The organism is Cupriavidus sp. PB-02 (genome assembly GCF_058252315.1).
Genome location: NZ_CM177695.1, coordinates 371981 through 397696, shown reverse-complemented (window position 1 = coordinate 397696; position 25716 = coordinate 371981). Strand labels below are relative to the sequence as shown.

Below are 25716 nucleotides of genomic sequence, written 5' to 3'. Positions count from 1 at the left end.
GAGCCACCAATCCAACTATCGCGACTCGTTCGATGGCGAGTCGCGGAGCAACCGGCTGGAGCCACGATCATGAGCAGCAATGCCACCCACTACAACCCGATCAGCTGCGAGTTCCATGATGTGCTTGAGGCGCTCGCGACCGTACGCAGGCCGGCGTCCATCAGCTTCCACGACGACGATGGCGCATTGCGGCAACGCACTGCGATCATCCATGACGTGTACAGCCGGGATGGCGCTGAGTATCTCTCGCTCAGCTCGGGCGAGACCTTGCGCCTCGATCAGCTGGTCGAAGTCGACGGCAACAGGTTGACTGACTTCTTCTGCGCTACAGGCTCAGACCACGCGTGAACCCGGCTTCGCCGTAGAGCCGCGCACGATCAGCTCCGGCGTCAATTGCACCGTCACGGCATCCGACGCCGGCTTCTCGATCTTGCGCAGCAGTAGCCTGGCCGCTTCCTCGCCCATCTCGTGCACGGCAATCCGCACCGTCGTCAGCGGCGGCGTCAGCGCGTCGACGAATGGCATGTCGTTATGCCCCACGATCGAAACGTCATCGGGACAACGCAAGCCACGTTCACGCAGGAAGTCGTAGCAGCCCATCGCCACCAGGTCGTTGCCGGCAGCGATGGCGGTCATCCCGGGGAATGCCTCGAAGAGTTGCTCACAGGCAATCCGCCCGGCTTCGCGCGAATAGCTGGCCGCTTCCACCACCTGCCATTCACCGCGGCGCAGCCGGTGCCGCTTGACCGCCTGGATAAAACCTTCGCGACGCAGATAGCCGGTGGACAGCGACGCCGGCCCGGCAATATGCCCGATATGGCGATGGCCCAGCCCGACCAGGTGGTCGACCGTCTGCCGCATGGCCAGCAGGTTGTCGCTCACCACGCACGAGACCCCGCCGGTACCTTCGCCCCGGTTGACCATGACCACCGGGATATGCTGTTTCAGGCAGTAGTCGAGGATCGGATCCTCCCGTTCCGCGGTGGCCAGCACCAGCCCTTCAACCTGCCGTCCCAGCATCTGGTCGATCACGAAGCGCTGGCGGGTCTTGTCGGTGCCGGCATTGACCACGATCGGCACGTAGCCTTGCTGGGCCAGCACGGATTCGATCCCGGCCAGGATCGGCGGGAACACGGGGTTGGCGATGTCGGGCAGCACCACGCCCACCAGTCCGGAGCGCTGGGTACGCAAGCCCGCCGCGATGCGATTGGGGCGGAAGCCGCGCGCTTCGGCAACTTCCAGGATGCGTGCCGCCACCTCTTCCGCCACCAGGTGCCGCGTGGCCGGGTTCATCACTCGCGAGACGGTCGAGTAATGCACGTCGATCTCGGCAGCCAGGTCTTTGAGGGTGAGGCGCTTGCGCTCGGGCATGGCGGCAGGTGGCTGGGCGGCGGCCCAGGGGGGATTGGAATACGCCATTTTAAGCCAGCCCCACCCTTGCCCCCTGCGTTTTGCTCCACCGCCGCCGCTTGCCGCTACTGGCCAGCCTGCACCCCGGATTGCCGCACCACCGGCGCAAGCTTGCCGATCTCCGACTGGATATAGGCCGCAAATTCCTGTGGTGACGAGCGCTTCGGCTCGGCGCCCTGCGCGGCCAGGCGCTCGCGCACGTCAGGCGCCGCCAGTGCCTTGCCGATCTCGGCATTGAGTGCGTCGACGATTTCCTTCGGTGTGCCGGCAGGGGCCAGTACGCCGAACCAGGAATCGAACGCAAAGCCGGGGAAACCGGACTCCGCGACAGTCGGGATATCCGGCAGCGCGCTGGCTCGCCTGGCCGTGGTCACCGCCAGCGCGCGCAGCTTGCCCTGCTTCACAAATGGCATGGCCGATACGGTGGGCGCGAACATCATGTCGCCGCGGCCGGCCATGACATCCGTCAGCGCTTCGCCGGTGCCCTTGTACGGGATATGGGTGATGTCGATGCCCGCCTGCATCTTGAACATCTCGCCGCTGAGGTGGGTGGAACTGCCGGAACCCGCGGAGTCGAAGTTCAGCGCGCCCGGCGTTGCCCTGGCGGCCGCCACGACGTCCCGCACGGACTTGTACTTGCTGGCGGCGTTGACCACCAGCACATTGGGCACGGTTGCCACCATCGAGACCGGCGTGAAGTCCTTCACCGTGTCATAGGAGAGCTTGGGATACAGCGTGGCATTGATCGCATGCCCGACCGACACCAGGATCAGGGTGTAGCCGTCCGGCGCCGCCTTGGCCACGCCGGTGGCACCGACCGTGCCGCCGGCGCCGGGCCGGTTGTCGACGATCACCTGGTAGGTCCCGCCCTCGCCCATCTTGCTGCCGATAATGCGCGCCAGGATGTCGGTGGCGCTGCCTGCCGAGAACGGCACCACCAGCCGGATCGGCTTGCTGGGGTACTGCGGTTGCGCGCTGGCGGCGGGAGCGGCCGCCAGCATGAACGACGAGGTCAGGGCCAGCACGGCGCCTTGGATGGATCGAATCATGTTATGTCTCCTCACTGCCGAAGCGAGCGCGAACGTCGCGCATCGCCGATCAGGGCGGCACGCCCCTGCCGGGCGCGCCGCCACGCCTCAGAAGAAATGCCGCATGCCGAGCGCGAAGGTCTGCGGGTCGGCGCCGGCGCTCACGCCAAGCTCGTTGATGGCAAAGTCATAGATCGCGTTGCGCTTGTTGTTGATGCGGCTGTAGTACGCAAACAGCGCGGTACGCTTTGACAACGGATAGTCGTAGCCGACGGTGACCTGCGTGGCGCCCGTCTCCGCGCCGCTGCGGAAGAAGCCGACCGTTTCCGTCGCATTGCCAGCACCGTTGCTCGCCAGCGCAAAGCCGACGCGCACGCTGCCCGGGCCGAGCTTCTGCACCAGCGAGGCGTAGTAGCCGTTGCGGGTCAGGTCGCCCGTGGCGGTGCGGTAGTGGAGCCGTTCATAGAGCAACGCGACGGTAGTGCTCGGAAACTTGTAGGACACGCCCGCCTTCATCGCATCGTCCTTGCGGCCGGCGGTCTGGTAGTGCTGGTGGATTTCATAGGCCAGCGCAATGTTGAGCGGCCCATTGTCATAAGCCGCGGAAAACGAATAGAGCCCCGGGTTGCGCGGTACGCTGGTCCTCTCCTCGTTCACGCCCCACGCCGCGGCGCCGCTGAAGCCGGCCAGCGACGGCGTCTTGTAGACGACAAGGTTCTTCTGCCGGCGGTCGAACGAACTGGTGTCCTGGACGTTGTCCGAGCTGGACGTGGAGCCATTGCCGATCAGCGCCATATAGCCGGCGGTGGTCGGGTAGTACGGGTCATAGCCCGCGGTCGCCTCGGTATAGGGCGTTTGCCAGTGGCCCATGAACGTGCCGGCATCCCCCTGCAGCCCGATGCGCGAGTTGCGGCCCGCGATCTGGCCCTGGCCGGTGTCGAGCGAAACGTTGCTTTCGATCTGCCAGATCGCCTTCAGGCTGCCGCCCAGTCCTTCCTCGCCGCGCATGCCGAAGACGGAGCGGTTGTTGGTCAGCCGGCCGGTGCCGCCCAGCTTGATGCCGTCGGTGGCCGTGTTGGCGTACGAATACTCCAGCGCCGTATTGAGGCGCCCGTACAGCGTCACTGAAGACTGCGCGCCGGCCTCGCCGACCCAGCCGGCCGCGACCGTGGCCAGCAGCAGGACGCTGCTGCGCTTCGGAACGGATGTCATTTGTCTCCCCTGCTTCTTGTGGTGGTCTTGTTGTGCATGGGCCGCCCGCCTTCCCGTCCTGCAATCGTTTGCAAAAGCGACCCAAAAAAAATCAGCCCCTGGGATACGGCATCGCCAGCAACAGCATCGCCGGCCGGTTGCCCGGGTTCGACACCTGCCGCGCCTCGCCCGGCGCGAGCCGCACCGAATCGAACTGGCCCAGCGTCACGGTGCCTTCCGGCGTGCGGATGCAGACCTCGCCTTCGAGCACGACGTAATGCTTTTCCACGGGCGAGGCATCCATCGACGTATGGCCGCCCGGCAGCAGTACCGACACACCCAGCCACAGCGCATCGGATGGCCCGGCTTCATGCCCCTGCAGCCGCAGGCAATGCATGCCTTCGTGGTTGGCCGGATAGTAGGCCGGCGCCTGTGCAAACCGGGTCGTATTCATGGCTTGAGCACCACGCGTTCGGTCGCACCCTGCAGCACGGCACGATAGGCGTCCTTGGCCTCTGCGAGCGAATAGGTGTAGTCGGCCAGCACCGGGAACGGCCGCAGCTTGCCGGCGGCAAACATCGGCGCCAGCTGGTCGAGGATGCGTGCGCAGGCACCGCTGTCCAGCGCGAGCGTGTCGACCCCCACATAGGTGTGCTGGCCGCGATAGAACGCAAAGATATCGAACGGCACCGGCTTCTCGATGGTCGAGATAAAGATCTGCGTCGCACCGATCGCCATCGCCTGGTTGGCCTGTTCGAAGTACGGGCTGCCGACGGTGTTGTAGACGATATCCGCGCCGTGGCCGCCGGTCTCCTCGCGCACCACGGCGGCGATGGCTTCGCGGCTGGCATCGATCATGCGCACGTCGCCGCTGGCATGGCCACGATAGGCCTCCGCGGTGCGCTCCACGGCAAAGACGCGGGCGCCCAGCGCCGTGGCGATCTGGATGGTGGCCTGGCCGACCTTGCCGTTGCCGCCGCATACCAGCACGGTGCTGCCGGCCTGCGGCATGCCCGCGCGGCGCAGGCCTTCATAGGCGGTGATGAACGGCACGCCCACGGCGCCGGCTTCCAGCAGCGACAGCGACGCCGGCTTGGCGCGCACGGACGCTGCCTCGATGCGCAGGTACTTGCCATGCGTGCCGTCGCGGCGGATGCCGAGCTCGCCGCCGCTGCCCCACACCTGCAGGCCCAGCAGGCCGGCGGGGCCATCGACCACCAGGCCGGCATAGTCGCGGCCCGGCGTGCGCGGCCAGATGGCGTGCGGCATCAGGCCAAGGGTTGCCTTGACGTCGCTCGGGTTGACCCCGGCGCTGGCGACTTCGATGATGCATTGGTCCGCTGCCGCTTCAGGGCGCGGCACGCCGAGCAGCTCAAGCTGCAGGGCATCGATGTCGGGGGCTTTCTGGGTGACTCGGATGGTGTTCATGATGGTTTCTGTTTGAAATCTGCAATGCTGTTAGGGACTCAGGCTTCGCGCAGGCCGAGCGTGCGACGGGCATCGGCCGACGAGGCAAGCTCGCCGCCAAGCGACCTGACGATGTCGCGCGCCTTGGCGACCAATGCGGCGTTGCTCGGCGCCAGCACGCCCTTCTCCAGGTAGATGTTGTCTTCCAGCCCGACGCGCACATGTCCGCCGGCCAGCCACGCCTGCGCGACGATCGGGAACTCCGCGCGGCCGATGCCGAAGGCCGACCAGTGCGCGCCGGCGGGCAGCATGCTGCGGGCATAGAAAATGGTCTCAGGGGTAGGCGCAAAACCGTACTTGACGCCCAGCACGAAGGTCCACAGCCCGGGGCCATCCAGCACGCCCTCGCGGATAAAGTCGAGCGCCATGTTGAGGTCGCCGGAATCGAAGATCTCCAGCTCCGGCATGACGCCCGCGGCACGGATCGCCGCGGCCATCTTGCGCACGTTGGCGGGCGTATTGATCACGACGTCGCCGCCAGAGTTCATGGTGTTCAGGTCTAGCGAACACACGTCGGGCCGCAGCGCGGTGATGTGTTCGACCCGCCTGGCCGGAGGCAGCAGCGTCGTGCCCGGCGCCGCCACGCGCGGCTCGTCCTCGCTCGGCACGAAGCGGCCGCCGGGGCCGGTGGTGAGGTTGATGATCAGCGCGCGGTTGCGTGCGCGGATGCGGTCGATGACATCGGCGTAGTACTCGAGCGACATCGACGGGCGGCCCGTTTCGGGATCGCGCACGTGGATGTGGGCGGCGGCCGCGCCGGCTTCGGCGGCTTCCAGCGCGGCGTCGGCGATCTGCGCCGGCGTGACGGGCAGGCCGGGATGCTGCTCGGGGGTGGTGATGTTGCCGGTCACCGCGCAGGTGATGATGGTCTTGCGTGCGTGCATGAGCGATGGGTGGTGATGGAAAAGGAAAGGCGTGGCTTATCCGAGCTGGCGGCCACCGTCGACGACGATGGTGGTGCCGGTGGCAAAGCGCAGCGAGGTGGCGCAGGCGGCGATGGCATCGGCCACATCCTGCGCAGTGCCGATGCGCTTGAGCGGCGTCGATTTCGCGGCGCGCTCGTTGAAACTGCTGTCGCGCCCCGGCACGAAGGCGGTATCGACCACGCCCGGCGAGACGTTCAGCACGCGGATCTGCGGCGCCAGCGCGCGCCCGAGCGACATCGCCATGACATCGAGCCCGGCCTTGGCCGCGCAGTACGCGACGTTGCTGCCCTGACCCGTACGGCCAGCGATTGAGCCGACATTGACCACCAGCCCGTCGCCATTGGCGCGCAGGTGCGGCGCAAAGGCGCGGATCGCTGCGAACTGGCCGCGCCAGTTGACGGCAAACAGTTCGTCGATCAGGGCATCGTCCAGCGCGTCGAGGTCGGCATGCGGGATCGCCCGCGTAAAGCCCGCGGTGTTCACCAGGATATCGGCGCGGCCGTAGAGGTGGCTGACCTTGTCGGCCAGCGCGCGCAGCGAGGCGCTGTCGGCAATCTCCGCCACGGCGGCGAGATGGTTGCCGGCCGGCAGCGCGGCCGCGGCGCTGGCCGCCTTCTCGGCGTCGCGCCCGGTCAGGACGATGCTTGCGCCAAGGCGGGCCAGCGTTTCACCGGCGGCGAAGCCGATGCCGCCGGTGCCGCCGAGGATCACGGCAACCTTGCCGGAAAGAGAGGATGCGCTCATGGTTTTCGATGTCGAAATGCGTGGGTGGAGGTCGAGGAAGCCGTCAGTCGATCGGCGGCTTCGGGAAGGTCTGCTGGCCCGGCTCCAGCGTGAAATCGAACTGCAGCGTGTAGAACGGCGCCGCCACGTCGCCCCAGTCGCTGCGGCCGTGGTCGTGCAGCCGCAGGTTGCCCACCAGCAGCCGATGCACGCCGAACGTGACATCGGACTCGAGCTTGTCCGCCTCGTCGGCGAACACCTGGGTCACGAGCGTGCGGTACCCCGGCGCCGCGACGATGAAGTGGATATGCGCGGGCCGGTACGGATGGCGCTGCTGCGCGGCCAGCAACGTGCCCACCGGTCCGTCGGTCGGCACCGGATAGCCGGCGGGGCGCACCGTGCGGAAGTGGTAGTTGCCGTTCTCGTCGGTATGGAAGCAGCCGCGCAGGTTGCGGTCGGGCTGGTTCGGGTCCTGGTTGTCGTACAGGCCTACCGGCGATGCCTGCCAGATCTCGACCAGCGCGCCGGCGAGCGGCGTGCCGTCAGTGGCGCGCACGGTACCGCTGACCAGCAGCGGCAAGCCCGGCGCGTCGTCCTGCACCACGCAGTCGCCACAGGCATAGCGCGGGGCGTTGGCGCGATAGAACGGGCCGAGCAACGCACCGGGCGTGCGCCCGTCCCTGGTGCTGTTGTTCATCACGGTCACCAGCGTCGACAGGCCCAGCACGTCGGCCGCCAGCACGACCTCGTTGTGGCTGGCATGCGTGGCGTGGCCAAGGCGGGCCAGGAACTCCAGCGCGAACTCGAATTCCGCGTCGGTCAGCCGCGCTTCGCGCAGGAAGCCGTGCAGGTGCCGAACCAGCGAGCCCATGACGAAGCGCAGGCGCGGGTCGGACGTGTTGGCCATGGCGGCTTCGACGATGCGGGTTACCGAATGCTCGTCTTCGATCAGTGCGGGGCACAGGCCTGGCGACGCTTGCTGCGTCTCAAAGGAAGTTTCCATGTTTTTCTTGCCTCACTGCAAACGTTTGCAAAGTCTTTGCATTATCGGCGCTGCAAACGTTTGGTCAAGGGCAGAAAGGGGGCCCCAGCGGCCAGCGGGACGCTGGCGCGGGCCTAAACCGCAATCAAAACAAGCGGATACGAAGGGATTTCGGGAGAAACCCTATGAGGTCCTGGTACAGGCTGAATGTGTCGGAGCCGCCGCGCGGCTGGGGACGCGCGCGATGTGTGGGATGGGCATGGCGTCAGCGGCCAGCCGGCTCACTCTCCCTCCCACCGCAACGCCCCCAGGCAAGCCACCAGCGCCGCCACCACATCATCCTCCACCGCCTGCCGCCGCCACATCACCCCCACCGGCGGCAGGTCCCAGCTCAGCGCATGCGGCAGCGCCGTCGCCCCCTTGGCATCGACCAGTTCGCTGGCGACCGCCTTCGGCACGATGGTCGCCGCCGCCGGATGCTTGCGCATCAGCGTGGCCATGGTCTTGATCGAATAGGTCTCGACGATCGGCGTTGGCTGCGCCACCCCGGCCACCGCAAAGATGGTGTTGATGGTGCGCCGGATCGGCGTGTTGGGCGGTGGCAGGATCCAGTCGCGCTCGGCCAGCTGGCGCCAGTCGAGCGGGCCGCGCGCCAGCCGGGCGGCGGCCGCGGTGGGCACGACCAGTGCCGGTTCTTCGCGGTACAGCGGCTGCTGCGCAATATCCGCGCCCGGCGCATAGAAGGTGCGCGCCACCACGCAGTCCAGTTCGTGTTCGCGCAGCGCGTTGACCAACTCGTCGGTGGTGCCTTCGCGTACCAGCACCGAGACCCGCGGTGTCTGCGTCAGGCCGAAGGTGCAGGCGGCGTCGAGCACGCTGCGGCTGATGTAGGGGATCACGCCGATGCGCAGCCGGCCCGACAGCCCGGACCCGATCGCCGCCAGTTCGCGCCCCAGCGCATCGGCATCGGCCAGCGTCAGCCTTGCGTGCGCCAGCACCGCGCGGCCGGTGGGCGTGGGCTCCAGGCCGCGCCGGGTGCGGGTGAACAGCGGCACCATGAAGATGTCTTCGATCTCGCGCAGGGTCTTGGTGACGGCCGGCTGCGACAGGTTCAGCTCGGCCGCCACCCGCGACACCGAACGCTGCCGCTCCAGCGCCAGCAGCAGCGGCAGGTGCCTGAGGCGCAGGCGGGACACGAGGTTGTGGACCAGCTTGTCGGGGGCGATGGACACGGCGCTTCCTGCAAAAATGGGCGAGTTGTATTACCAGATGGTAATACCACGATAACTAATCAGGCGCTGATGGTTATTCGCCAATCCTATACTGCCTGCATCACAGGAGCTGCAATCCATGTTCACCACCCGTCCCGAGATCGTTGGCACCTTTGGCGTCGCCGCCTCCACGCACTGGCTGGCCACGCAGACCGCCATGGGCGTGCTGGAGCGCGGCGGCAATGCCTTCGACGCCGCGGTTGCCGCCGGCTTTGTGCTGCAGGTGGTCGAGCCGCACCTGAACGGCCCCGGCGGCGAAGTGCCGATCGTCTACTGGAGCGAGCGCGAGCGCGCCATGCGCACGGTCTGCGGCCAGGGCCCGGCCCCGGCGCTGGCCGATCCGGACGCGCTGCGCGCCATGGGCCTGGACCTGGTGCCCGGCATCGGCCTGATACCGGCAGCCGTGCCCGGCGCCTTCGGAGCGTGGCTGACGATGCTGCGCGAGCACGGCACCTGGTCGCTGGCCGACGTGCTGGCGCCCGCCATCGGCTATGCCCGCGAAGGCTTCCCGCTGGTGCCGCGCATCTCGCGCGCGATCCTGGCGGTGCAGGCGCTGTTCCGCGACGAGTGGCACAGCTCGGCACAGACGTGGCTGCCGGACGGCAAGGTGCCGCGCCCCGGCAGCCTGCACACGCTGCCCGCGCTGGCCGCCACCTACACCCGCATCGTCGAAGAGGCCCGGCGCCACAGCGATACCCGCACCGGCCAGATCGATGCGGCGATGGACTGCTGGTACCGCGGCTTCGTCGCGCAGGAGATCGATGCGTACTGCCGCAACACGCCGGTGCGCGACACCACCGGCGACAAGCACACCGGGCTGCTGCGCTATGACGACATGGCCAACTGGGCGCCGGAGATCGAGGCCCCGGTCACGCTGGACTTCGGCCGCTACACCGTGGCCAAGTGCGGCATCTGGAGCCAGGGGCCGGTGTTCCTGCAGCAGTTGGGCATGCTGCGCCACGCCGGCCTGGAGCAGCATGCGCCGGAGTCGCCCGAGTTCGTGCACCGCATTGCCGAAGCCACCAAGCTGGCCATGGCCGACCGACTGGCCTGGTACGGTGATCCGCATTTTGCACAGAGCCCGCTGGCGGCGCTGCTCGATGATGGCTACCTGGCGGCGCGCGTGCGGCGCATCGGCACGCGTGCCGCGTTGTCGCTCGACCCGGGCACGGTGAACGGCATGGCGCCGCGCCTGCCCGACCTGGCCGCGGCCGAGCGCACGCTGCAGCGCGCCGACGTGCGCTTCGGCGTGGGCGAGCCGACCTTTGCCGAACTGCCGCCGGTGGCCGAATGGGCCGAGCAGGAGATCTTTGTCGGCGATACCTGCCACATCGATGTGATCGACCGCCACGGCAATATGGTCGCGGCGACGCCGTCGGGCGGCTGGCTGTCGTCGAGCCCGACCATCCCGTCGCTCGGCTTTGCCCTCAATACCCGCCTGCAGATGACCTGGCTGGAGCCCGGCCTCCCCAACACCCTCGCGCCCGGCAAGCGGCCGTGCACCACGCTGTCGCCGTCGCTGGCGCTGCGCGACGGCGAGCCCTACATGGTGTTCGGCACGCCCGGCGGCGACCAGCAGGACCAGTGGTCGCTGGCATTCTTCCTGCGCCACGCCGTCCACGGCATGAACCTGCAGGAGGCGATCGACGCGCCGGCCTGGCATATCGACCACTTCCCGGCATCGTTCTGGCCGCGCCAGACCGTGCTCAACCGCATCAGCGTCGAATCGCGCTTCCCTGAAAGCACCCTGGCGGCGCTGCGCGAACGCGGACACGAAGTGCGCGTGGGCGAGCCCTGGTCCGAGGGCCGCATGTCGGCCTGCTCGCGCGAATTCGATGCCGGCGGCCGGCTGGTGCTGCGCGCCGGCGCCAATCCGCGCGGCATGCAGGGCTATGCGGTCGGGCGCTGACGATTGACGAGACCACTGACGAGAATTGCGGCGGGCCGCATCGTGCGCCCGCCCGGGACGAGGAGGAGTAAGACAATGCGGTTGATCACCAAGACCCTGCTGGGCGGCATGGCCGTGCTGGCGATGTGCTTTACCGGCGCGGCTTCTGCGGCCGATGCCTGGCCGCAGAAGCCGGTCACGCTGATCGTGCCGTGGGCGGCCGGCGGCTCGACCGATATCCTGGCGCGCGTGCTGTCCGAACACCTGACCCGTTCGCTCGGCCAGCCGGTGATCGTGGACAACAAGCCGGGCGCGTCCGGCAATATCGGCTCGGCCATGGTCGCGCGCGCCAAACCCGACGGCTACACGCTGCTGGTCGGCTCGATGAGCACGCACGCGATGAACCCGGCGCTGATGCCAAACATGCCCTTCCGCGGCGTGGAGGATTTCACGCCGCTGGGTCTGCTGGCCTACGTGACCAACACCATGGTGGTCCATCCGTCGGTGCCGGCGCAGAACGTCAAGGAGCTGATCGCCTACGCCAAGGCCAACCCGGGCAAGCTCGCCTACGCCAGCGCCGGTCCCGGCTCGACCAACCACCTGAGCGCGGTGCTGTTCGAGAAGATGGCCGGCATCCAGATGCTGCACGTGCCCTACAAGGGCGGCGCGCCCGCCGTGGTCGATACCGTGGCCGGCCAGACCCAGCTGCTGTTCTCCGCCGGCACCCAGACCCTGCCGCACGTGAAGGGCGGCAAGCTGCGCCTGCTGGCCGTCACCGAGAGCAAGCGCTCACCGTTGCTGCCCGATGTGCCGACCGTGGCCGAGACCGTCCCCGGCTATGAACTGGCGGTCTGGTACGGCGCCTTCGGTCCGAAGGGCATGCCGGCGGACCTGACCGCGCGCCTGAACCGCGAGATCAACGCCGTGATGTCCCTGCCCGAGGTCAAGTCCAGGATGAACGCCATCGGCGTCGAGACCGCGACGTCCACCCCGCAGCAGTTCGGCACCATCCTGCACCGCGATGCCGACCGCTACGGCAAGCTGATCCGCGAACTCGGCATCAAGGGGGAATGAAGTGAGCCATATGCGCACCGCCCTGCTGGTGGCCAAGGCCAACGTCCTGTGCGACCGGCTGCAGCAGGCCAGCGATCCCGCCGCCGCGTTCGATGCGATCGGCGCGGCAACCTTGCAGACGATCGGGCCCGGCCTGCTGACGATCAATGCCTGGCATGCCGGCCGGGCGCAGATCGAACGCCTGTGGTCGTCGGATACCTCCGCGTACCCGGTCGGCGGGCGCAAGTCGAAGGGCGACAGCCCGTGGCGGCGCCAGTTGCTCGAACGCGGCGAGCTCTTCACTGGCGAGGGCGACGCGGCGCTGGCGGCGGTGTTCGACGATGTGCAGGTCATCCGCGGCCTCGGCTGCACGGCCGTGGTGAACGTGCCCCTGTGCCACCGGGGGTGGGTGATCGGCACCTTCAACTACCTGGCTGACCGAGCGGAGTGGTCAGCGGCGGAGCTGGCGGCATTGCGCGTGCTGGCGGCGCTGGCCGGGCCCGCGGTACGGGATTTGCTGGCGGCGCGAGGCTGACCCCGGCGACTGGTAAAGCCAATCGATCATCCGGGCGGCTGCAGCGGTGGCCGTGCCGGTACAGCAGGCCAGGTAATTGCAACGGGCAGCGCGTGGCGCTGCCCATTTTGATTTATCCGTGCCTACCGCTCAGCCCTGGCCGCCGCAAACCAGACAGCCCAGCGCGCGCTGAGCCGTGCGGGCCTTGGCCAGGCCGGGTGTGCCCGCGGGACTATCTATCCTCGTAGGCCTCTGGCAAGAATCCCCAGCAACCGATGATCAGCCAGTGCCTTCCCCTCCTCGACGTTTGGCCGTGTCCGCGCCATATGCATGGCCAGCCGGTGGTCGAGAATAGCCCGGCATTGCGCCAATGTGGCCCGTTTCGCAAGCTTCGCGATATCCGCGCCAAGCAGCAGAACGCCAGCCGCATCGGGATCGTACCCCAGCGCCGCAAAGACAGCCTCGTCGAGTTCGAAGACGCGATCGATGTTCCCGGCCTCCGAATAGTTGCGCATCAGCGTAGCGTAATAGAACCGGTGTGGGGCGTCCGCTGCTGCCCGAAACCCTGCGTGCCGCACTAACGCTGCGCCTATCTCGCCAAACTCCGCCCAGGTTTCCACCGCCACGGCAGCAGGATCCAGCGGTCGGTCAGAACTGATCAAGCGCATGCTGGATGACGCCTGAGCGCAACACACCGGCCGCTTCCAGACTGCGTGAATCAAGGCTGGCCATCAGGTCCGCATAGACAACTACCGCTGGCGCGATGCCAGCAGGCTCGGCATTGGCCATCGACGCGGGCCAGAATGCATCGAGAATTTCGATCGCGCCGTCTGGCTGAGGGCGCAACCGGTACTTGTGCATCAAGTGCTTGAGGATCGAGCCCTTGTGCTCTACGTCGACATACATGGTTTGCGTCTCCGCCTGCAGGAACCCAGTCATCTTCTCGGCGGCGACGTCTCCGCTCCAATAAGCATTTCCTGAAACCATTTCGGACGCCGCGCGCCACCAGTCAGGATCGGGCGCTTCATATCGGCCGACTTGCAGTCGGGGCCGCAGGATGGAGGGATAGTTGGCGACCCACTCGTCAAGGAGCCGGTCAGTCGCGGTCAGCCGCCTGCGCTTTGTCGTCGGCTCCTCCAGCAGCAAACCCCGCGCTGCGAGCTCCCTGAAAACTCCGCCGACAGACCCGAGGGCAATGTCACTGGCTTGTGCAATCTCGCGATAGGTCGCCTGCAACAGGGACGGCCGGTTGAGCAGCGCGAAGATCATGCGCAAGGCTGTGGGGTTACCGGTGCCACGCGCCCTGGCCGGCAACAGGGTGGTATCCGGCCGTCCGCCGCTCACGTAGACATAGAGACCGGCGGTCTCCAGATAAGCGTTGCCTGCTGTGTCGATGAATTGCAGGCCGATGTCCCGGCAATGCTCGGCCAGGAAGGGACTGAGATAGGTCGTGATGATCAGGTCGGGCGCTTTTTCTTCAGAGCGCGTGCGAACAAGCGTCAACGCCGCGGTGCTGGCGATCGTGGTTTTCCATGTCGCCTGGTAGCTCTGGGCAATGGTTCCCCGCTTCAGCACCACCGGAAAATCCTGTGTGCTGTCGGTAGCAGGACCGATATGGGCGTCCACGCCCGAGGAACGCTTAAGCGTCTCAAACGCCACACTAACAGCACTTACGATCACTTCACTGTTCATATTTAGCGTCTGTTCACTATTCATGAACATATGATAGATATGAACACCAAGGCCATCAATGACGGAATCCTTCGCCGAACATCGCCTCCTGCCAGCTCCCCGGTACCCGCCCTGCCAGCGACTTCCCCCCCCACAACCGCCGACTGCCCCCCGCGGGCGTGTAAACTGCTGGATTTTTCCGACCCCGCAGCATGTCGCAAGCCCCCCGGCGCACAGGTTTCAGCGGCCCGACCCTGGTCCGGCTGCTGGCTCGCCTGACGGACGCCGATGTCCCCGAACCCGGAAACTCGCTGTCGAGCCAGCTCAGCCAATGGCTGGGCTGGGCGGACGCGATCGCCTTGTCGGCGGCGCTGAAGGCCAGCCCGCCGGCCGTGGCGCCGGACGCACATGCCTCCGACAGCACCGAGGAGGAGCGCGAGTGCGCCCGCGTGCGCACCGCGCTGGCCAATGCGGCCAGGGAAAACGGTGCTGGCGCCGGCAGGCGGCGCGGGCCGGCCCGGCCGTCCGCGCTACCGGATCCGATGGAGGCGCAGGTCGACTACGCGGTCTATCGCCAGCGCTATGTGACGCAGCAACAGTCGATGGAGACCGCCATCGGCAACCTGCGCGGCCGCCTGCGCATCGCGCTGTCGGGCCGCGCGCCCGGCATGGCGAAGCTGGCGATGGTCGATACCGTGATGGAGCGCGTACTGGGGGCGCGCGAGCAGAGCCTGCTTGGAACGGTGCCGGCACTGCTGGAGGCGCACTTCCAGCGCCTGCGCCAGGCCGAGGCGGCGGCGCTCGCCGAGGCGCAGGCCGCGGGGCAACCTGCACCGGTCACGGCCGGCGCATGGCTGGCCGTGTTTCGCAAGGATATGCAGAGCGTATTGCTCGCCGAGCTGGACCTGCGCTTCCAGCCCATTGAAGGATTGCTCGCGGCGCTCCGTGACAGCTAATCAGGACATCATGACCCGATACCTCATCCATATTGTTGCTTTCCTGGCAGGCTTGGCCGTCGTGGGCTGGATCAGCGCCAGCTATGCGGGCTCGAACGCCCTGGCGCTGGTCGTCACGCTGCTGATCGGCGGCTGCTACCTGGCGGGCGCGCACGAGCTGCAACGCTATCGGCAGGCCACTTCCACCCTGTCGCAAGCCCTCTCCAGCCTTTCCGAAGCGCCGGCGAACCTCGCCAGCTGGCTGGAGCGCCTGCACCCCAGCCTGCGCGATGCCGTGCGCCTGCGCATCGAGGGCGATCGCGTCGCCCTGCCCGGCCCGGCGCTGACGCCCTACCTGGTCGGCCTGCTGGTGTTGCTGGGAATGCTGGGCACCTTCCTGGGCATGGTGGCGACGCTGCGCGGCACGGGGCTCGCGCTGGAAAGCGCAACCGACCTGCAGGCGATCCGCGCGTCGATGGCGGCACCGGTCAAGGGCCTGGGCTTTGCCTTCGGTACCTCGGTCGCGGGCGTGGCCACGTCGGCAATGCTGGGGCTGCTGGCCGCGCTGTGCCGGCGCGAGCGGATCCAGGCCGCGCAGAGCCTCGACGCCCGCATCGCCACGGCCTTGCGCCCCTACTCGCGCGGCCACCAGCGTGAAGAAGCCTTCCGGCTGCTGCAGCGCCAGGCTGACGTGATGCCCGCGCTGGTCGACCGGCTGCAAGCCATGATGACCGCGATGGAGCAGCAGAACCTGGCGCTGACCGAGCGGCTCGCCGCCAGCCAGGACGCCTTCCACGGCAAGACCGAAGTGGCATACACGCGCCTGGCGTCTTCCGTCGAACAATCGCTGAAGGACAGCATCGCCGACAGCGCCCGCGCGGCCAGCGCAGCGATCCAGCCGGCCGTGGATGCCACCATGGCGGGCCTGGCACAGGAAACCGCGTCCTTGCGCGAGACCGTGACGCAGGCCGTGCAGCAGCACCTGGACGGTGTATCGGCGCGCTTCGAGACCACGACCACCAACGTGGCCGATATCTGGAACCAGGCGCTGGCCGGACAACAGCGTACCAGCGAGGCGATCGCCAACGACCTGCGCACCACGCTGGATGGATTTGCTCAGACCTTCGACCAACGCTCGGCCGGCCTGCTGGACGGCGTCGCCACACGGGTGGACGCGGCGGCGGCCAGCACCGCGGCAGCATGGACCGAAGCGCTGGGCCGGCAGGAGCGCGCCAGCGAGAAGCTCGCCGGCGACAACCAGCAGGCGCTGGCCAGCGCCACGGCCGCCTTTGCACAGCAGTCCACCGCGCTGGTCCAGGCCGTGGACCAGTCGCATGCCGGCTTGCAGGCACAACTGGCGGCGCGGGACGAGCAGCGCCTGGCGGCCTGGACTGAAGTCCTGGGCGCGATGGCGGCATCGCTGCGCCAGGAATGGCAGCAGGCAAGCGCGCATACCGCGACCCGCCAGCGGGAAATCTGCGAGACGCTCGCCAAAACCGCGAACGACATCGCCGCCCAGGCACAAACGCACGCCAGCGGCACCCTCGCCGAGATCGACCGCCTGGTGCAGGCCGCCGCGGAAGCCCCGAAGGCCGCCGCGGCGATGCAGGCGGAACTGGCCGCCAAGGATGAGCAGCGGCTGGCGGCGTGGACCGACTCGCTCGGCGCCATGGCATCGGCGCTGCGCACGGAATGGGAGCAGGCCGGCGCGCACACGGCTGGCCGGCAACGGGAGATCTGCGCCGCACTCACGCAGACCGCGCGCGAAATCTCCACGCAAACACAGGCGCACGCCAGCAGCACCATCGCCGAGATCGACCGCCTGGTGCAGGTAGCAGCGGAGGCCCCGATGGCCGCGGCAGCGTTGCAGGCGGAACTGGCCGCGCAGGACCAGCAGCGGCTGGCGGCGTGGACGGAGTCGCTCGGCGCCATGGCATCGGCGCTGCGCTCGGAATGGGAGCAGGCCGGCGCGCACACCGCGACCCGCCAGCAAGAGATCTGCGCAACCCTCGCGCAGACCGCACGCGACATCTCCACGCAAACGCAGGCGCACGCCAGCAGCACCATCGCCGAGATCGACCGCCTGGTGCAGTTAGCAGCGGAGGCCCCGAAGGCCGCCGCCGCGATGCAGGCGGAACTGGCCGCCAAGGACGAGCAGCGGCTCACCGCGTGGACCGGCTCGCTCGCTGCCATGGCCGCATCGCTGCGCCAGGAATGGGAGCAGGCAGGCACCAGCACCGCCAGCCGCCAGCAGGAGATCTGCGAAGCGCTGGCCCAGACTGCACGCGATATCTCGACGCAAACGCAGGCACACGCCAGCGGCACCATCGCCGAAATCGACCGCCTGGTGCAGGCCGCCGCGGAGGCTCCGAAGGCCGCCGCCGCGATGCAGGCGGAACTGGCCGCCAAGGATGAGCGGCGGCTTACCGCATGGACCGGCTCGCTCGCTGCCATGGCCGCGTCGCTGCGCCAGGAATGGGAGCAGGCCGGCGCCCACACCACCAGCCGCCAGCAGGAGATCTGCGACACGCTTGCGCAGACCGCACGCGACATCTCCACGCAAACGCAGGCGCACGCCAGCAGCACCATCGCCGAGGTCTCGCGCCTGGTGCAGGCAGCCACCGAAGCGCCCAAGGCCGCGGCCGAGGTCATCGCCGAACTGCGCCAGAAGCTCACCGACGGCATGGCCCGCGACAACGCCATGCTGGAAGAACGCAGCCGCATGCTGGAGACGCTGGGCACGCTGCTCGACGCCGTCAACCACGCCTCCACCGAGCAACGCACCGCGGTCGACAAGCTGGTCGGCACCACCGCCGACCAGCTCGACCGGGTCGGCACCCGCTTCACCGACAAGGTCGAAGCCGAAGCCGACAAGCTCGCCGCAGTCGCCGCGCAGGTCACGGGCAGTGCCGTCGAGGTGGCCAGCCTGGGCGAGGCCTTCGGCGTGGCGGTGCAGCTCTTCAGCGATTCGAACGACAAGCTGATGGGCCACCTTCAGCGCATCGAGGCCGCGCTCGACAAGTCGATGGTACGCAGCGACGAGCAACTCGCCTATTACGTGGCGCAGGCCCGCGAAGTGGTCGACCTCAGCATGATGTCGCAGAAGCAGATCCTTGAAGACCTGCAGCAACTCGGCGGCCAGGGCGCATCCCGCGCAGAGGCGGCATGAGGGACGACTTCGACGCCGGCGTGGAGCCGACCGTACCGGCGTGGGCCGTCTTCGGCGACCTGATGTCGGTGCTGCTGGGCGCCTTCGTGCTGATCCTGCTGGGCGTGATCGGCGTGCAGCTCGAACTGACGGCGAGGCTGGAAGACGAGGTCAGGCAGCGGCAGGAGGAAGCGCAGCGCCGCGAGACGCTGGAGAAGGCGTTGGCCGGACCGCTCGCCGCCGGCCGGGTGACGCTGGTCAACGGGCGCATCGGCATCAACGGCAGTGTGCTGTTCTCGCTCAACTCCGACCAGTTGCAGCCCCAAGGCCGCGAAGTGCTCCGCAGCCTGGCCGCGCCGCTGTCGGCCTACCTGCGCAGCCGCGACGAGATCCTGATGGTCAGCGGCTTCACCGACGACCAGCAGGTACGCGAAGGCAACCGCCGCTTCGCCGACAACTGGGAACTGTCCGCGCAGCGCGCACTGACCGTGACCCGCGCATTGATCGATGCCGGCGTGCCGGCCGCGTCGGTGTTCTCGGCGGCCTTCGGCTCGCAGCAGCCGGTGACGCCGAACGCCGACGCCGAAAGCCGGGCCCGCAACCGTCGCGTGGAAATCGCGCCGATCCCGCGGGTGACCACGGGCACCGCCAAGCGCAATGGATAGCGGCAAGAACGGCGACGTCCGCGCAACGCTCGAGGCCTGGCGCGAGCGCGGCGCCGACCGGCTCGACCCGGTGCGCTTCCGCTTTATCGAAGCGCTGGCCCGGCGCGCGGCCGGCCACAGCGGCGCCGCGCGGCGCCTGCTGGACGACCGGCTGGCCAGCCTGGTCGAGGCCTATGGCAAGACGATGGAGAGCGCCGCGTGCGAAGGCGTCCACGCCAGCAGCGCCGTGCTCCCACGCAAGCCTGCTGCCGGCATGCTTGCCGGCCTGGTCGGGCATATGCAGGCCCATGCGCAGCCCGCGCAAAGCGCTCCCGCAACGCGCACGCCCCTGCCGCGGCGCCCCGCCCCGGTCGAACCGGAGCTGGTCGATTATTTCCGCGATACCTGGGCCAGGGTCAGCGTCGACCGGCAGCTGCGCCAGTCGCTGGAGCACGTGCCGGAGCATGCCGGCCCGCTCAACTCGAACCACCTGGTACATCGCTCGCTGTCGCTGATGCGCGAGATGTCGCCGGGCTACCTGCACCAGTTCCTGTCGTACGTCGATGCGATGTCGTGGCTGGAACAGTTGCATGGCGGCGGTGCGCTGCCGGACAAGGAAGCGGCAAGAGCCGGGAGTGCGAAGAAGACGGTGCGCGGGAAAGCGCGCAAGTAAGGGCTCGTCCGGAGAACCCTAGCTCTCTCGCCGCTCGCGCCGCATGATCGCCGCGATCGAATCCACCCGGGTCCGGTCGCACGCCAGCGCCATGCCATCGGCAAACACCGGCTGCGCCAGCCGTGTCAGCACGTCGCCCGGCGGCGCTTCCACCACCAGCCTCGCACCATTGGCACGGACCAGCAGCATGGTTTCATGCCAGCGCACAGGGGTGGCCATGTTCTGCACGAGGTCCTCGGCGATCTTGCGGGGATCGCGCAGTTCGCGTGCCTTGCTGGCGCTGAAGTAGCGCAGCGTGGGCGGCGACAGCGGTACGTCTTGCATGGCATCGCCCAGTGTCTGCGCAGCGTCATCGAGCAACGGACAGTGCGACGGGACGTGGATGGCCACGGGCTTTGCGGCCTGCGCACTGGCCGCGAGGGCGAGCGCCGATACTTCTGCCAGTGCCGACAGCTTGCCCGCGATCACGATCTGGGTCGGCGCATTGAAGTTGGCCAGGTACACCGGTTGCTGCGGCGAGCAGACTTGCGCGACCAGCGGTTCGAGCCGGCTTCGGTCCAGGCCGATGATGGCCGTCATGCCGTAGCCCTGTGGGTAGGCCTGTGCCATCAGTTCGCCGCGCAGCCGCACCAGCCTGAGCGCATCGGCGAAAGACAGCACCCCTGCGCTCACCGCTGCCGCGTAGGCGCCGATGGACAGGCCGGCAACTGCATCCGCGCTGGCCTCATGCGCGGCCAGGCAGCGCGTCATCGCAACGCCTGCGGTCAGCAGGCAAAGCTGCGTCCAGACCGTGGATTGCAGGCTTGCCGGCGAATCCATCTCCGCTACTGCTACCTGCAGGACCTCCTCCGCCTCCGCCAGCACCGCTGCGACCGCTGGATGCGCCGGCAGGTCCTTCAGCATGCCCGGGCGCTGCGCGCCCTGGCCGGGAAAGGTGAACAGGATGTTCATGGCGCGGGTTGCCAGGGATCGATGGTCATCCTCGGGCCGTGCGCAGTCTTCAGCAGCACCTTGCCGCCGCTGCGCACTCGCTCCAGCAACGAGAAGCCGCCGAACGGCGTCGCAACCTGGATGTCGATCCTGGCCGGCGCGGCGCGCTGCAGTTCGGCAAGCAGCTCCACGTGCCGGGCCGGCAGCGGTTGCGCAGCTTGCACAACGAGGTCGAGGTCGCTGTCGGCATGCAGCACGTTGTGCGCACAGGCAAGCGAGAAGCCTGCACTGCCGGTCACGCCCCACCGGATATCCGCTGCGTCGAGCCAGTCTGCGATAGCCTCGAGCGCGACGATTGCCGGCAGTGTCGCCAGCTCCGGTCGATGGCGCCAGGTGCGCTGCGCGGCCAGCTCGATCGGCGTAACGATCTTGCAGATCGCCGAGGGCGCGACCCAGGTGCCATAGCGTTCCGAGCGCGTGCGGCCGCGCAGCCCGACGGGAATCTCACCGATGCGGCAGCCATCGCGACGCACCACCACCGGCATCTCGCGCAGCGCTGTCAGCGAGACCCAGTCCGGCAAGGCATCCCGGTCGAGGCTGGTGGCAGGATCGGCCAGCCAGACCAGGTCATGCGGTGCCAGCGTGGCGGCGTTCAGGCCTGCCATTGCCGCGTCAGGCAGGCGCGCACGTCGGCCGACGCCTTGCGGTTCGCCCCCGCGCGCCGGCTCGACAGGTCGTGCGCCTGATCGCGCTGGATATCCGCCAGCGCGGAGAGGATGGTGTCGCGGGCCAGGTGCACATCCGCCGCCATTGGTTCGCTGGCCGATTCCACATCAATGAGCCGCCACAGGATGCCCAGCGTGGCGAAGTTCTCGATGTCATAGGCCATCGGCGGCACGGTCGATGCCAGCGCTTCGAGGTCCTCGACCGTGCGCATGGTGATCCTGGCGGCGGCTTCCTTGCCCATCGCATGCACCAGCACGCCCTTGTCATCGAGCGCGATGATGCGGTTGGCCTGGTAGCCGTGCGCAAGGAAGGCCCCCGACATGGCGCGCCCGACGATCAGCGCCACCACCGGATGGCCGGCCAGGCGCGCGTCGGCATAGGCGGCCACGGCGCCGGCCAGTGACTGGTGGATGCCGAGCGCTTCTTCGCGCCGACCATACGCCTGGCTGGGCGTATCGACGATCGCCACGATTGCGCGCTTGACCTGCGCGTTGCGATCCGCTTCGATCACCTCGCGCACCGCGCGCGCCAGCGACCAGCCTTCAAGCAGGCCGGCCTCGCCGTTGCGCGCACGCGGGAAGCGGCTGGTCGCATCCGGCACGAGCGCGATCCAGCGCACCGCTCCGCCGGCCAGTTCGCCGTCCGCAACTGCCACCGAGTCCGGGAAGCCAGGCAGGTACGACGCCGTCGGCGCCAGCGCCTGCAGCCATCGTGCGCCGCGGCTGATTTCGCGTCCAGGCGCGGGATGGAGTTGTGCGTTCATGCGTCGTTCTCCCATTGAAACAGGTCTTGCACCCCCGCCGGTGTCGGCTGGACGCTGGCGTCATAGTCTTGCAGCGCGGCCAGGTACTGCGCGTAGCGCTCACTGCGATGGCTGGCGGCAACGGGGCCGCGCACCAGTGTGGCGACTTCGCTGCGCATGGCGTCGCAGTCGTCATCGACGTAAATATCCGCAAAGCCGCTGGCAACGCGCTGCGTGCCGCCGGTAAAGCTCCAGATAAAGGGCCGGTCGCGCGAGTCATACTCGGCAATGCCCGCCTCCTGCTCGATCACGGCCGGGCCGTTCAGGCCCAGGCGCCCTTCCTGCGTCATCACCAGCGCGGTACACAGCCCGGCGGCGATCGACATGCCGCCAAAGCACCCCACCTGCCCCGCGATCACACCCACCACGGGCTGGTAGCGCCGCAGGTCGACGATCGCGGCGTGGATATCGGCAATTGCGGCGAGGCCCAGATTGGCTTCCTGCAGGCGCACGCCGCCGGTTTCCAGCAGCAGCACCGCGCGCGTCGGTTCGCCGCGGCGATTATCCTCGGCCGCGAGCTCGAGCGCGCCGGCGATCTTGGCGCCGCCGACTTCGCCGAGGCTGCCGCCTTGGAACGCGCCTTCAATCGCCAGCACCACCACCGGCATCCCGTCGATGCGTCCCTTGGCAACCACCACGCCATCATCGCTCTGGGGCACCACGCCCTGCGGCGGCAGCCATGGTGATTGCAGGCCGTCGAACGGGCCGGCCAGTTCGCGGAAGGTGCCCGCGTCGAGCAGCACGCGCGCGCGCTCGCGTGCCCCCAGTTCGATAAAGCTGTTGCGCGCCAGCAGTGCCTCGGTGCTCATGACCCCTCTCCTGGTTGCTGTACGCCCCCCAGCGCCTCAAAGGCTTCGGCCAGGCGCATGCCGACCACGCCCGGCGTCGCGCCGAAATCGTGGATGCGGATCTGCATCGATGCCCGCGGCTCGGCGGCAAAGACGCGCGAAAGCTGCGCATCCCAGACGCGGCTATAGCCATTGATCGAGGTGGTGACCTCCACTGTGGTCACGCCGCCGCTGCCGGGCTCGACCAGCACCTCGAGGTCGCCCGATCCCACCACGCCGACCAGCACGCGCCCAGCGGCAGGCTGCCCTGCCGGAAATTCAAATCGCAGTTGTTCCATCACAGTCCCCTGAAGTCGTGCCCGCCGGCATCGTCGTCGTGCGACAGCCGGTCCAAAAAGATGGTGGCGGCCAGCAGGTCCGCCGCGCCGCCCGGTGAGGCGCGCTGCGCCAGCATGCCGGCGTCCAGGCTGCGCAGGTGCCGCCGTCCGGCCACCGTGCCCGCGCCACCGGCGGCGAGTACCGCCTTCGCACCGGCCTGCATGTAGCCCAGGCCCTTGTGCCCGGACCTCGCCAGCACGCAGGTATCGTCCAGCGCGCTCATCAGCGCCAGCAGCGCATTGAGGCGTGCCGTGGATTCGCTGTCGCCGCGCGCGCGGCTGCGCTGCAATGCCGGCAGCGCCAGCCGCATCACGTGCGGGAAACCCGCCCGTGCCTGCTCCCGCGCACCGCCAACCCCGTACGCCAGGCACGCGAGCTCGCCCTTGTTCCCGGTCACCGCGGGGCGGTGACGGTCCGGCAGCGCGGCAATGGCGCCGGCTGTAGCACTGATCGCGGCGGCACTGGCACGGTGCCCGGCAGCGCTGACGTGTCCCGCGGCGCCGACCAGCAAGCCGATGCACCAGATCGCGCCGCGATGCGTGTTGACGCCGCCGGTGGCAGACAGCATGACGGCCTCGGCCTCGCGGCCGAGTGCGCCCAGCCGTTCGCGCAGCCCATACGCAACGCGCGGCGCCTGCAGGCCGGCGTCGGCCATGGCCACGAACGATGGTTCCAGCGACTGCGCAGAGCGCAGCATCAGCGGCAATGTCAGGTCGGTATGCGCACCGCTGCCGCGGCTGTCGACCAGGCCGGGCTTGGGCGACAGGCGTGCTTCCTCGACAATCGCGCTGACGGCCAGGCCAGCCAGTGCCTGGGCGCGGGTGGAGGCCGCAGGCTGGTGCCAGGGCTGTGCCGGCGTATGCAGGATCCTTGCAGCTGCGCTCGCCATTACCAGCTCCGGAAGCGGGCCGGCGGCGCGTACAGGCCGCCGGACCAGTCCACCAGGTCGGCCATGCTCTTGGCGGCCAGCAGGCTGCGCGTGGCCTGGCTGCGCTGCACGCCCAGGTCTTCAGGCAGCGCGATCAGGCCGTCGCTGCGCATGCGGCGCGTCGTGGCGGGGTCATGCTTCATGCCGATCGGCGTGACGCCGGCCACCGCGGCGATCATCCGGCGCCGCTCTTCCAGCGATTGCGCCTTGTACAGGTAGGCGATGCCCTCCTCGGTCAGCACGTGCGTGACGTCGTCGCCGTAGATCATCACCGGCGCCAGCGGCATGCCGCTTTCGCGCGCGACGTCGACCGCGTCCATCGATTCCACGAAGGTGGGCTTGCCGCCTGCCTGGAAGGTTTCGACCATCTGCACCACCAGCTTGCGGCCGCGCGCGAGCGGATCGTCGGTCTCGATCAGGTCCAGCCAGGCCGGCGTCGGGTGCCGGCGCCCGCCGGGCTGGTGGCCCATGTTGGGCGCGCCGCCAAAGCCCGACAGGCGCCCGCGGGTCACCGTGGACGAGTGGCCGTCGCCGTCGATCTGCAGGGTCGAGCCGATGAAGAGGTCCACCGCGTACTGGCCGGCAAGCTGGCAGAAGGCACGGTTCGAGCGCATCGAACCATCCGCACCGGTGAAGAAGACATCCGGCCTTGCGGCAACATAAGCCTCCATGCCCAGTTCGCTGCCAAAGCTGTGCACGCTCTCGACCCAGCCGGTCTCGATGGCAGGGATCAGCGTCGGATGCGGGTTGAGGGTCCAGTACTTGCAGATCTTGCCTTTCAGCCCCAGCGACTCGCCATAGGTAGGCAAGATCAGTTCGATCGCCGCGGTGTTGAAGCCAATGCCGTGGTTGAGCGACTGCACCTGGTGGCGCTCGTAGATGCCGCGGATCGCCATCATCGCCATCAGCACGTGGACCGGCTTGATCAGGCGCGGGTCGCGCGTGAACAGCGGTTCGCAGAAGAAGGGCTTGTCCGCTTGCACCACGTAGTCGATCCAGGAGCCCGGCACGTCCACGCGCGGCAGGCCGGCGGGGTCGTCGACGATCTCGTTGACTTGCGCGATGACCAGGCCGTCGCGGAAGGCGGCGGCCTCGACGAGTGCCGGCGTGTCTTCGGTGCTCGGGCCGGTGTAGAGATTGCCGTCGCGATCGGCCTTGTATCCGGCGATCAGCACGACGTTGGGAACCAGGTCCACATACAGCCGCGCATAGAGTTCGATATAGGTGTGGATCGCACCCACTTCGAGCTGCCCGTCTTCCAGGAACTGCGAGATGCGGATGCTCTGCGCGCCGGCGTACGAGAAATCCAGCTTGCGCGCGATGCCGCGCTCGAACAGGTCCAGGTGCTCGACCCGGCTGACGCTGGGAATGATCATGTGCAGCGCGTTCACGCGCGCGGGATCGACCTGCGCCAGCGAGCGCGACAGGAAGTCAGCCTGCTTCTGGTTGTTGCCCTCGAGCACCACGCGGTCGCCCGGAAGCAGCACGGCCTCCAGGAAGGGCACGATATCGCTGGTCGGGACCAGCTTGCCCTGCGCGATCGCGGCGGCGTTCTGCTTGCGGCGCGCCTTGGCTTCCCTGCGGGTGTTCCATTGGCGGCCCGTGCTGGTGGTGGTCATCGCATCTCCGGCTGACGTCTG

The 25716-nt window shown here is 68.4% G+C and carries 26 protein-coding genes; 8 read left to right on the top strand and 18 right to left on the bottom strand.

The genetic code is table 11. The features are described from left to right. The first annotated feature begins 69 nt into the window (after positions 1-69). Positions 70-348, top strand: a complete 279-nt coding sequence (locus AC10V3_RS22530) for a hypothetical protein (protein ID WP_041681675.1) — start codon at positions 70-72, stop codon at positions 346-348. On the opposite strand, the gene AC10V3_RS22525 is transcribed toward AC10V3_RS22530, so the two are convergent. From AC10V3_RS22525 to AC10V3_RS22485, 9 genes are all read right to left on the bottom strand, one after another. Beyond that, positions 334-1419 (bottom strand): LacI family DNA-binding transcriptional regulator, encoded by a 1086-nt coding sequence (locus AC10V3_RS22525; RefSeq protein ID WP_022537604.1) that lies wholly within the window; start codon positions 1417-1419, stop codon positions 334-336. The genes AC10V3_RS22530 and AC10V3_RS22525 overlap by 15 nt on opposite strands. A gap of 56 nt (positions 1420-1475) precedes the next feature. Further along, positions 1476-2459: a tripartite tricarboxylate transporter substrate binding protein gene (locus AC10V3_RS22520; protein WP_022537603.1), complete on the bottom strand. Its 984-nt coding sequence runs from the start codon at positions 2457-2459 to the stop codon at positions 1476-1478. Between the two features lie 87 nt (positions 2460-2546). Next, a complete protein-coding gene (locus AC10V3_RS22515; RefSeq protein WP_490924036.1) occupies positions 2547-3650 on the bottom strand; it encodes a porin in 1104 nt (367 codons plus the stop codon). A 91-nt stretch (positions 3651-3741) separates the two neighbouring features. After that, positions 3742-4083 (bottom strand): cupin domain-containing protein, encoded by a 342-nt coding sequence (locus tag AC10V3_RS22510; RefSeq protein ID WP_022537601.1) that lies wholly within the window; start codon positions 4081-4083, stop codon positions 3742-3744. Further along, a complete protein-coding gene (locus AC10V3_RS22505; protein WP_349605828.1) occupies positions 4080-5057 on the bottom strand; it encodes a quinone oxidoreductase family protein in 978 nt (325 codons plus the stop codon). Before AC10V3_RS22505 ends, AC10V3_RS22510 begins: the two co-directional genes overlap by 4 nt. Positions 5058-5095: 38 nt before the next feature. Continuing rightward, positions 5096-5980, bottom strand: coding sequence for a beta-keto acid cleavage family enzyme (locus tag AC10V3_RS22500; RefSeq protein WP_022537599.1), 885 nt, complete (start codon positions 5978-5980; stop codon positions 5096-5098). Between the two features lie 36 nt (positions 5981-6016). Then, the gene (locus AC10V3_RS22495) at positions 6017-6766 is read right to left on the bottom strand and encodes an SDR family NAD(P)-dependent oxidoreductase (protein WP_022537598.1); all 750 of its coding nucleotides are present in this window, start codon (positions 6764-6766) and stop codon (positions 6017-6019) included. 43 nt (positions 6767-6809) lie between these two features. After that, positions 6810-7748: a dioxygenase family protein gene (locus tag AC10V3_RS22490; RefSeq protein ID WP_454752655.1), complete on the bottom strand. Its 939-nt coding sequence runs from the start codon at positions 7746-7748 to the stop codon at positions 6810-6812. A 260-nt stretch (positions 7749-8008) separates the two neighbouring features. Then, positions 8009-8959, bottom strand: a complete 951-nt coding sequence (locus AC10V3_RS22485; RefSeq protein WP_022537596.1) for a LysR family transcriptional regulator — start codon at positions 8957-8959, stop codon at positions 8009-8011. 118 nt (positions 8960-9077) lie between these two features. Between AC10V3_RS22485 and AC10V3_RS22480 the strand changes: the two genes are divergently transcribed. The 3 genes from AC10V3_RS22480 (at position 9078) to AC10V3_RS22470 (ending at position 12474) form a co-directional block, all read left to right on the top strand. Further along, entirely contained in the window at positions 9078-10907 is a 1830-nt protein-coding gene (locus tag AC10V3_RS22480; protein WP_454752653.1) for a gamma-glutamyltransferase family protein, read from the top strand. 75 nt (positions 10908-10982) lie between these two features. Further along, positions 10983-11960 (top strand): Bug family tripartite tricarboxylate transporter substrate binding protein, encoded by a 978-nt coding sequence (locus AC10V3_RS22475; RefSeq protein ID WP_454752652.1) that lies wholly within the window; start codon positions 10983-10985, stop codon positions 11958-11960. 10 nt (positions 11961-11970) lie between these two features. Continuing rightward, positions 11971-12474, top strand: a complete 504-nt coding sequence (locus AC10V3_RS22470; RefSeq protein ID WP_051369941.1) for a GAF domain-containing protein — start codon at positions 11971-11973, stop codon at positions 12472-12474. A gap of 215 nt (positions 12475-12689) precedes the next feature. Here AC10V3_RS22470 and AC10V3_RS22465 read toward each other — a convergent pair whose 3' ends face one another. Together AC10V3_RS22465 and AC10V3_RS22460 are read right to left on the bottom strand one after the other, a co-directional pair. Beyond that, entirely contained in the window at positions 12690-13121 is a 432-nt protein-coding gene (locus AC10V3_RS22465) for a hypothetical protein (RefSeq protein ID WP_041681674.1), read from the bottom strand. After that, positions 13102-14169: a type IV toxin-antitoxin system AbiEi family antitoxin gene (locus tag AC10V3_RS22460; protein WP_490924035.1), complete on the bottom strand. Its 1068-nt coding sequence runs from the start codon at positions 14167-14169 to the stop codon at positions 13102-13104. Before AC10V3_RS22460 ends, AC10V3_RS22465 begins: the two co-directional genes overlap by 20 nt. A gap of 167 nt (positions 14170-14336) precedes the next feature. Here AC10V3_RS22460 and AC10V3_RS22455 point away from each other — a divergent pair, with 167 nt between their 5' ends. The 4 genes from AC10V3_RS22455 to AC10V3_RS22440 are packed head-to-tail and all read left to right on the top strand — an operon-like array spanning position 14337 to position 19524. Then, on the top strand, positions 14337-15080 hold the full coding sequence (locus AC10V3_RS22455) for a DUF3348 domain-containing protein (RefSeq protein WP_490924034.1): 744 nt from the start codon (positions 14337-14339) through the stop codon (positions 15078-15080). A 10-nt stretch (positions 15081-15090) separates the two neighbouring features. Beyond that, a complete protein-coding gene (locus tag AC10V3_RS22450; RefSeq protein WP_490924033.1) occupies positions 15091-18228 on the top strand; it encodes a DUF802 domain-containing protein in 3138 nt (1045 codons plus the stop codon). Continuing rightward, positions 18225-18872, top strand: coding sequence for an OmpA family protein (locus tag AC10V3_RS22445; protein ID WP_022537588.1), 648 nt, complete (start codon positions 18225-18227; stop codon positions 18870-18872). The genes AC10V3_RS22450 and AC10V3_RS22445 overlap by 4 nt, the downstream gene beginning before the upstream one ends. Continuing rightward, on the top strand, positions 18865-19524 hold the full coding sequence (locus AC10V3_RS22440; protein ID WP_022537587.1) for a DUF2894 domain-containing protein: 660 nt from the start codon (positions 18865-18867) through the stop codon (positions 19522-19524). Before AC10V3_RS22445 ends, AC10V3_RS22440 begins: the two co-directional genes overlap by 8 nt. A gap of 18 nt (positions 19525-19542) precedes the next feature. On the opposite strand, the gene mdcH is transcribed toward AC10V3_RS22440, so the two are convergent. Genes mdcH through mdcA form a run of 7 tightly spaced genes read right to left on the bottom strand, consistent with a single transcriptional unit; the run spans position 19543 to position 25695 of the window. Then, the gene (gene mdcH, locus AC10V3_RS22435; protein ID WP_022537586.1) at positions 19543-20475 is read right to left on the bottom strand and encodes a malonate decarboxylase subunit epsilon; all 933 of its coding nucleotides are present in this window, start codon (positions 20473-20475) and stop codon (positions 19543-19545) included. After that, complete coding sequence (locus AC10V3_RS22430) at positions 20472-21119, bottom strand: malonate decarboxylase holo-ACP synthase (protein WP_490924032.1); 648 nt, start codon at positions 21117-21119, stop codon at positions 20472-20474. Before AC10V3_RS22430 ends, mdcH begins: the two co-directional genes overlap by 4 nt. Beyond that, positions 21107-21943 carry a biotin-independent malonate decarboxylase subunit gamma gene (gene mdcE, locus AC10V3_RS22425; RefSeq protein ID WP_022537584.1) on the bottom strand — a complete coding sequence of 279 codons (837 nt, stop codon included), beginning with the start codon at positions 21941-21943 and terminating at the stop codon, positions 21107-21109. The genes AC10V3_RS22430 and mdcE overlap by 13 nt, the downstream gene beginning before the upstream one ends. Continuing rightward, on the bottom strand, positions 21940-22791 hold the full coding sequence (locus AC10V3_RS22420; RefSeq protein WP_022537583.1) for a biotin-independent malonate decarboxylase subunit beta: 852 nt from the start codon (positions 22789-22791) through the stop codon (positions 21940-21942). Before AC10V3_RS22420 ends, mdcE begins: the two co-directional genes overlap by 4 nt. Beyond that, positions 22788-23108, bottom strand: coding sequence for a malonate decarboxylase subunit delta (locus AC10V3_RS22415; protein ID WP_022537582.1), 321 nt, complete (start codon positions 23106-23108; stop codon positions 22788-22790). The genes AC10V3_RS22420 and AC10V3_RS22415 overlap by 4 nt, the downstream gene beginning before the upstream one ends. After that, positions 23108-24037, bottom strand: a complete 930-nt coding sequence (locus AC10V3_RS22410; RefSeq protein ID WP_022537581.1) for a triphosphoribosyl-dephospho-CoA synthase — start codon at positions 24035-24037, stop codon at positions 23108-23110. The genes AC10V3_RS22415 and AC10V3_RS22410 overlap by 1 nt, the downstream gene beginning before the upstream one ends. Then, positions 24037-25695, bottom strand: coding sequence for a malonate decarboxylase subunit alpha (mdcA, locus tag AC10V3_RS22405; RefSeq protein ID WP_022537580.1), 1659 nt, complete (start codon positions 25693-25695; stop codon positions 24037-24039). Before mdcA ends, AC10V3_RS22410 begins: the two co-directional genes overlap by 1 nt. Positions 25696-25716 lie beyond the last annotated feature (21 nt).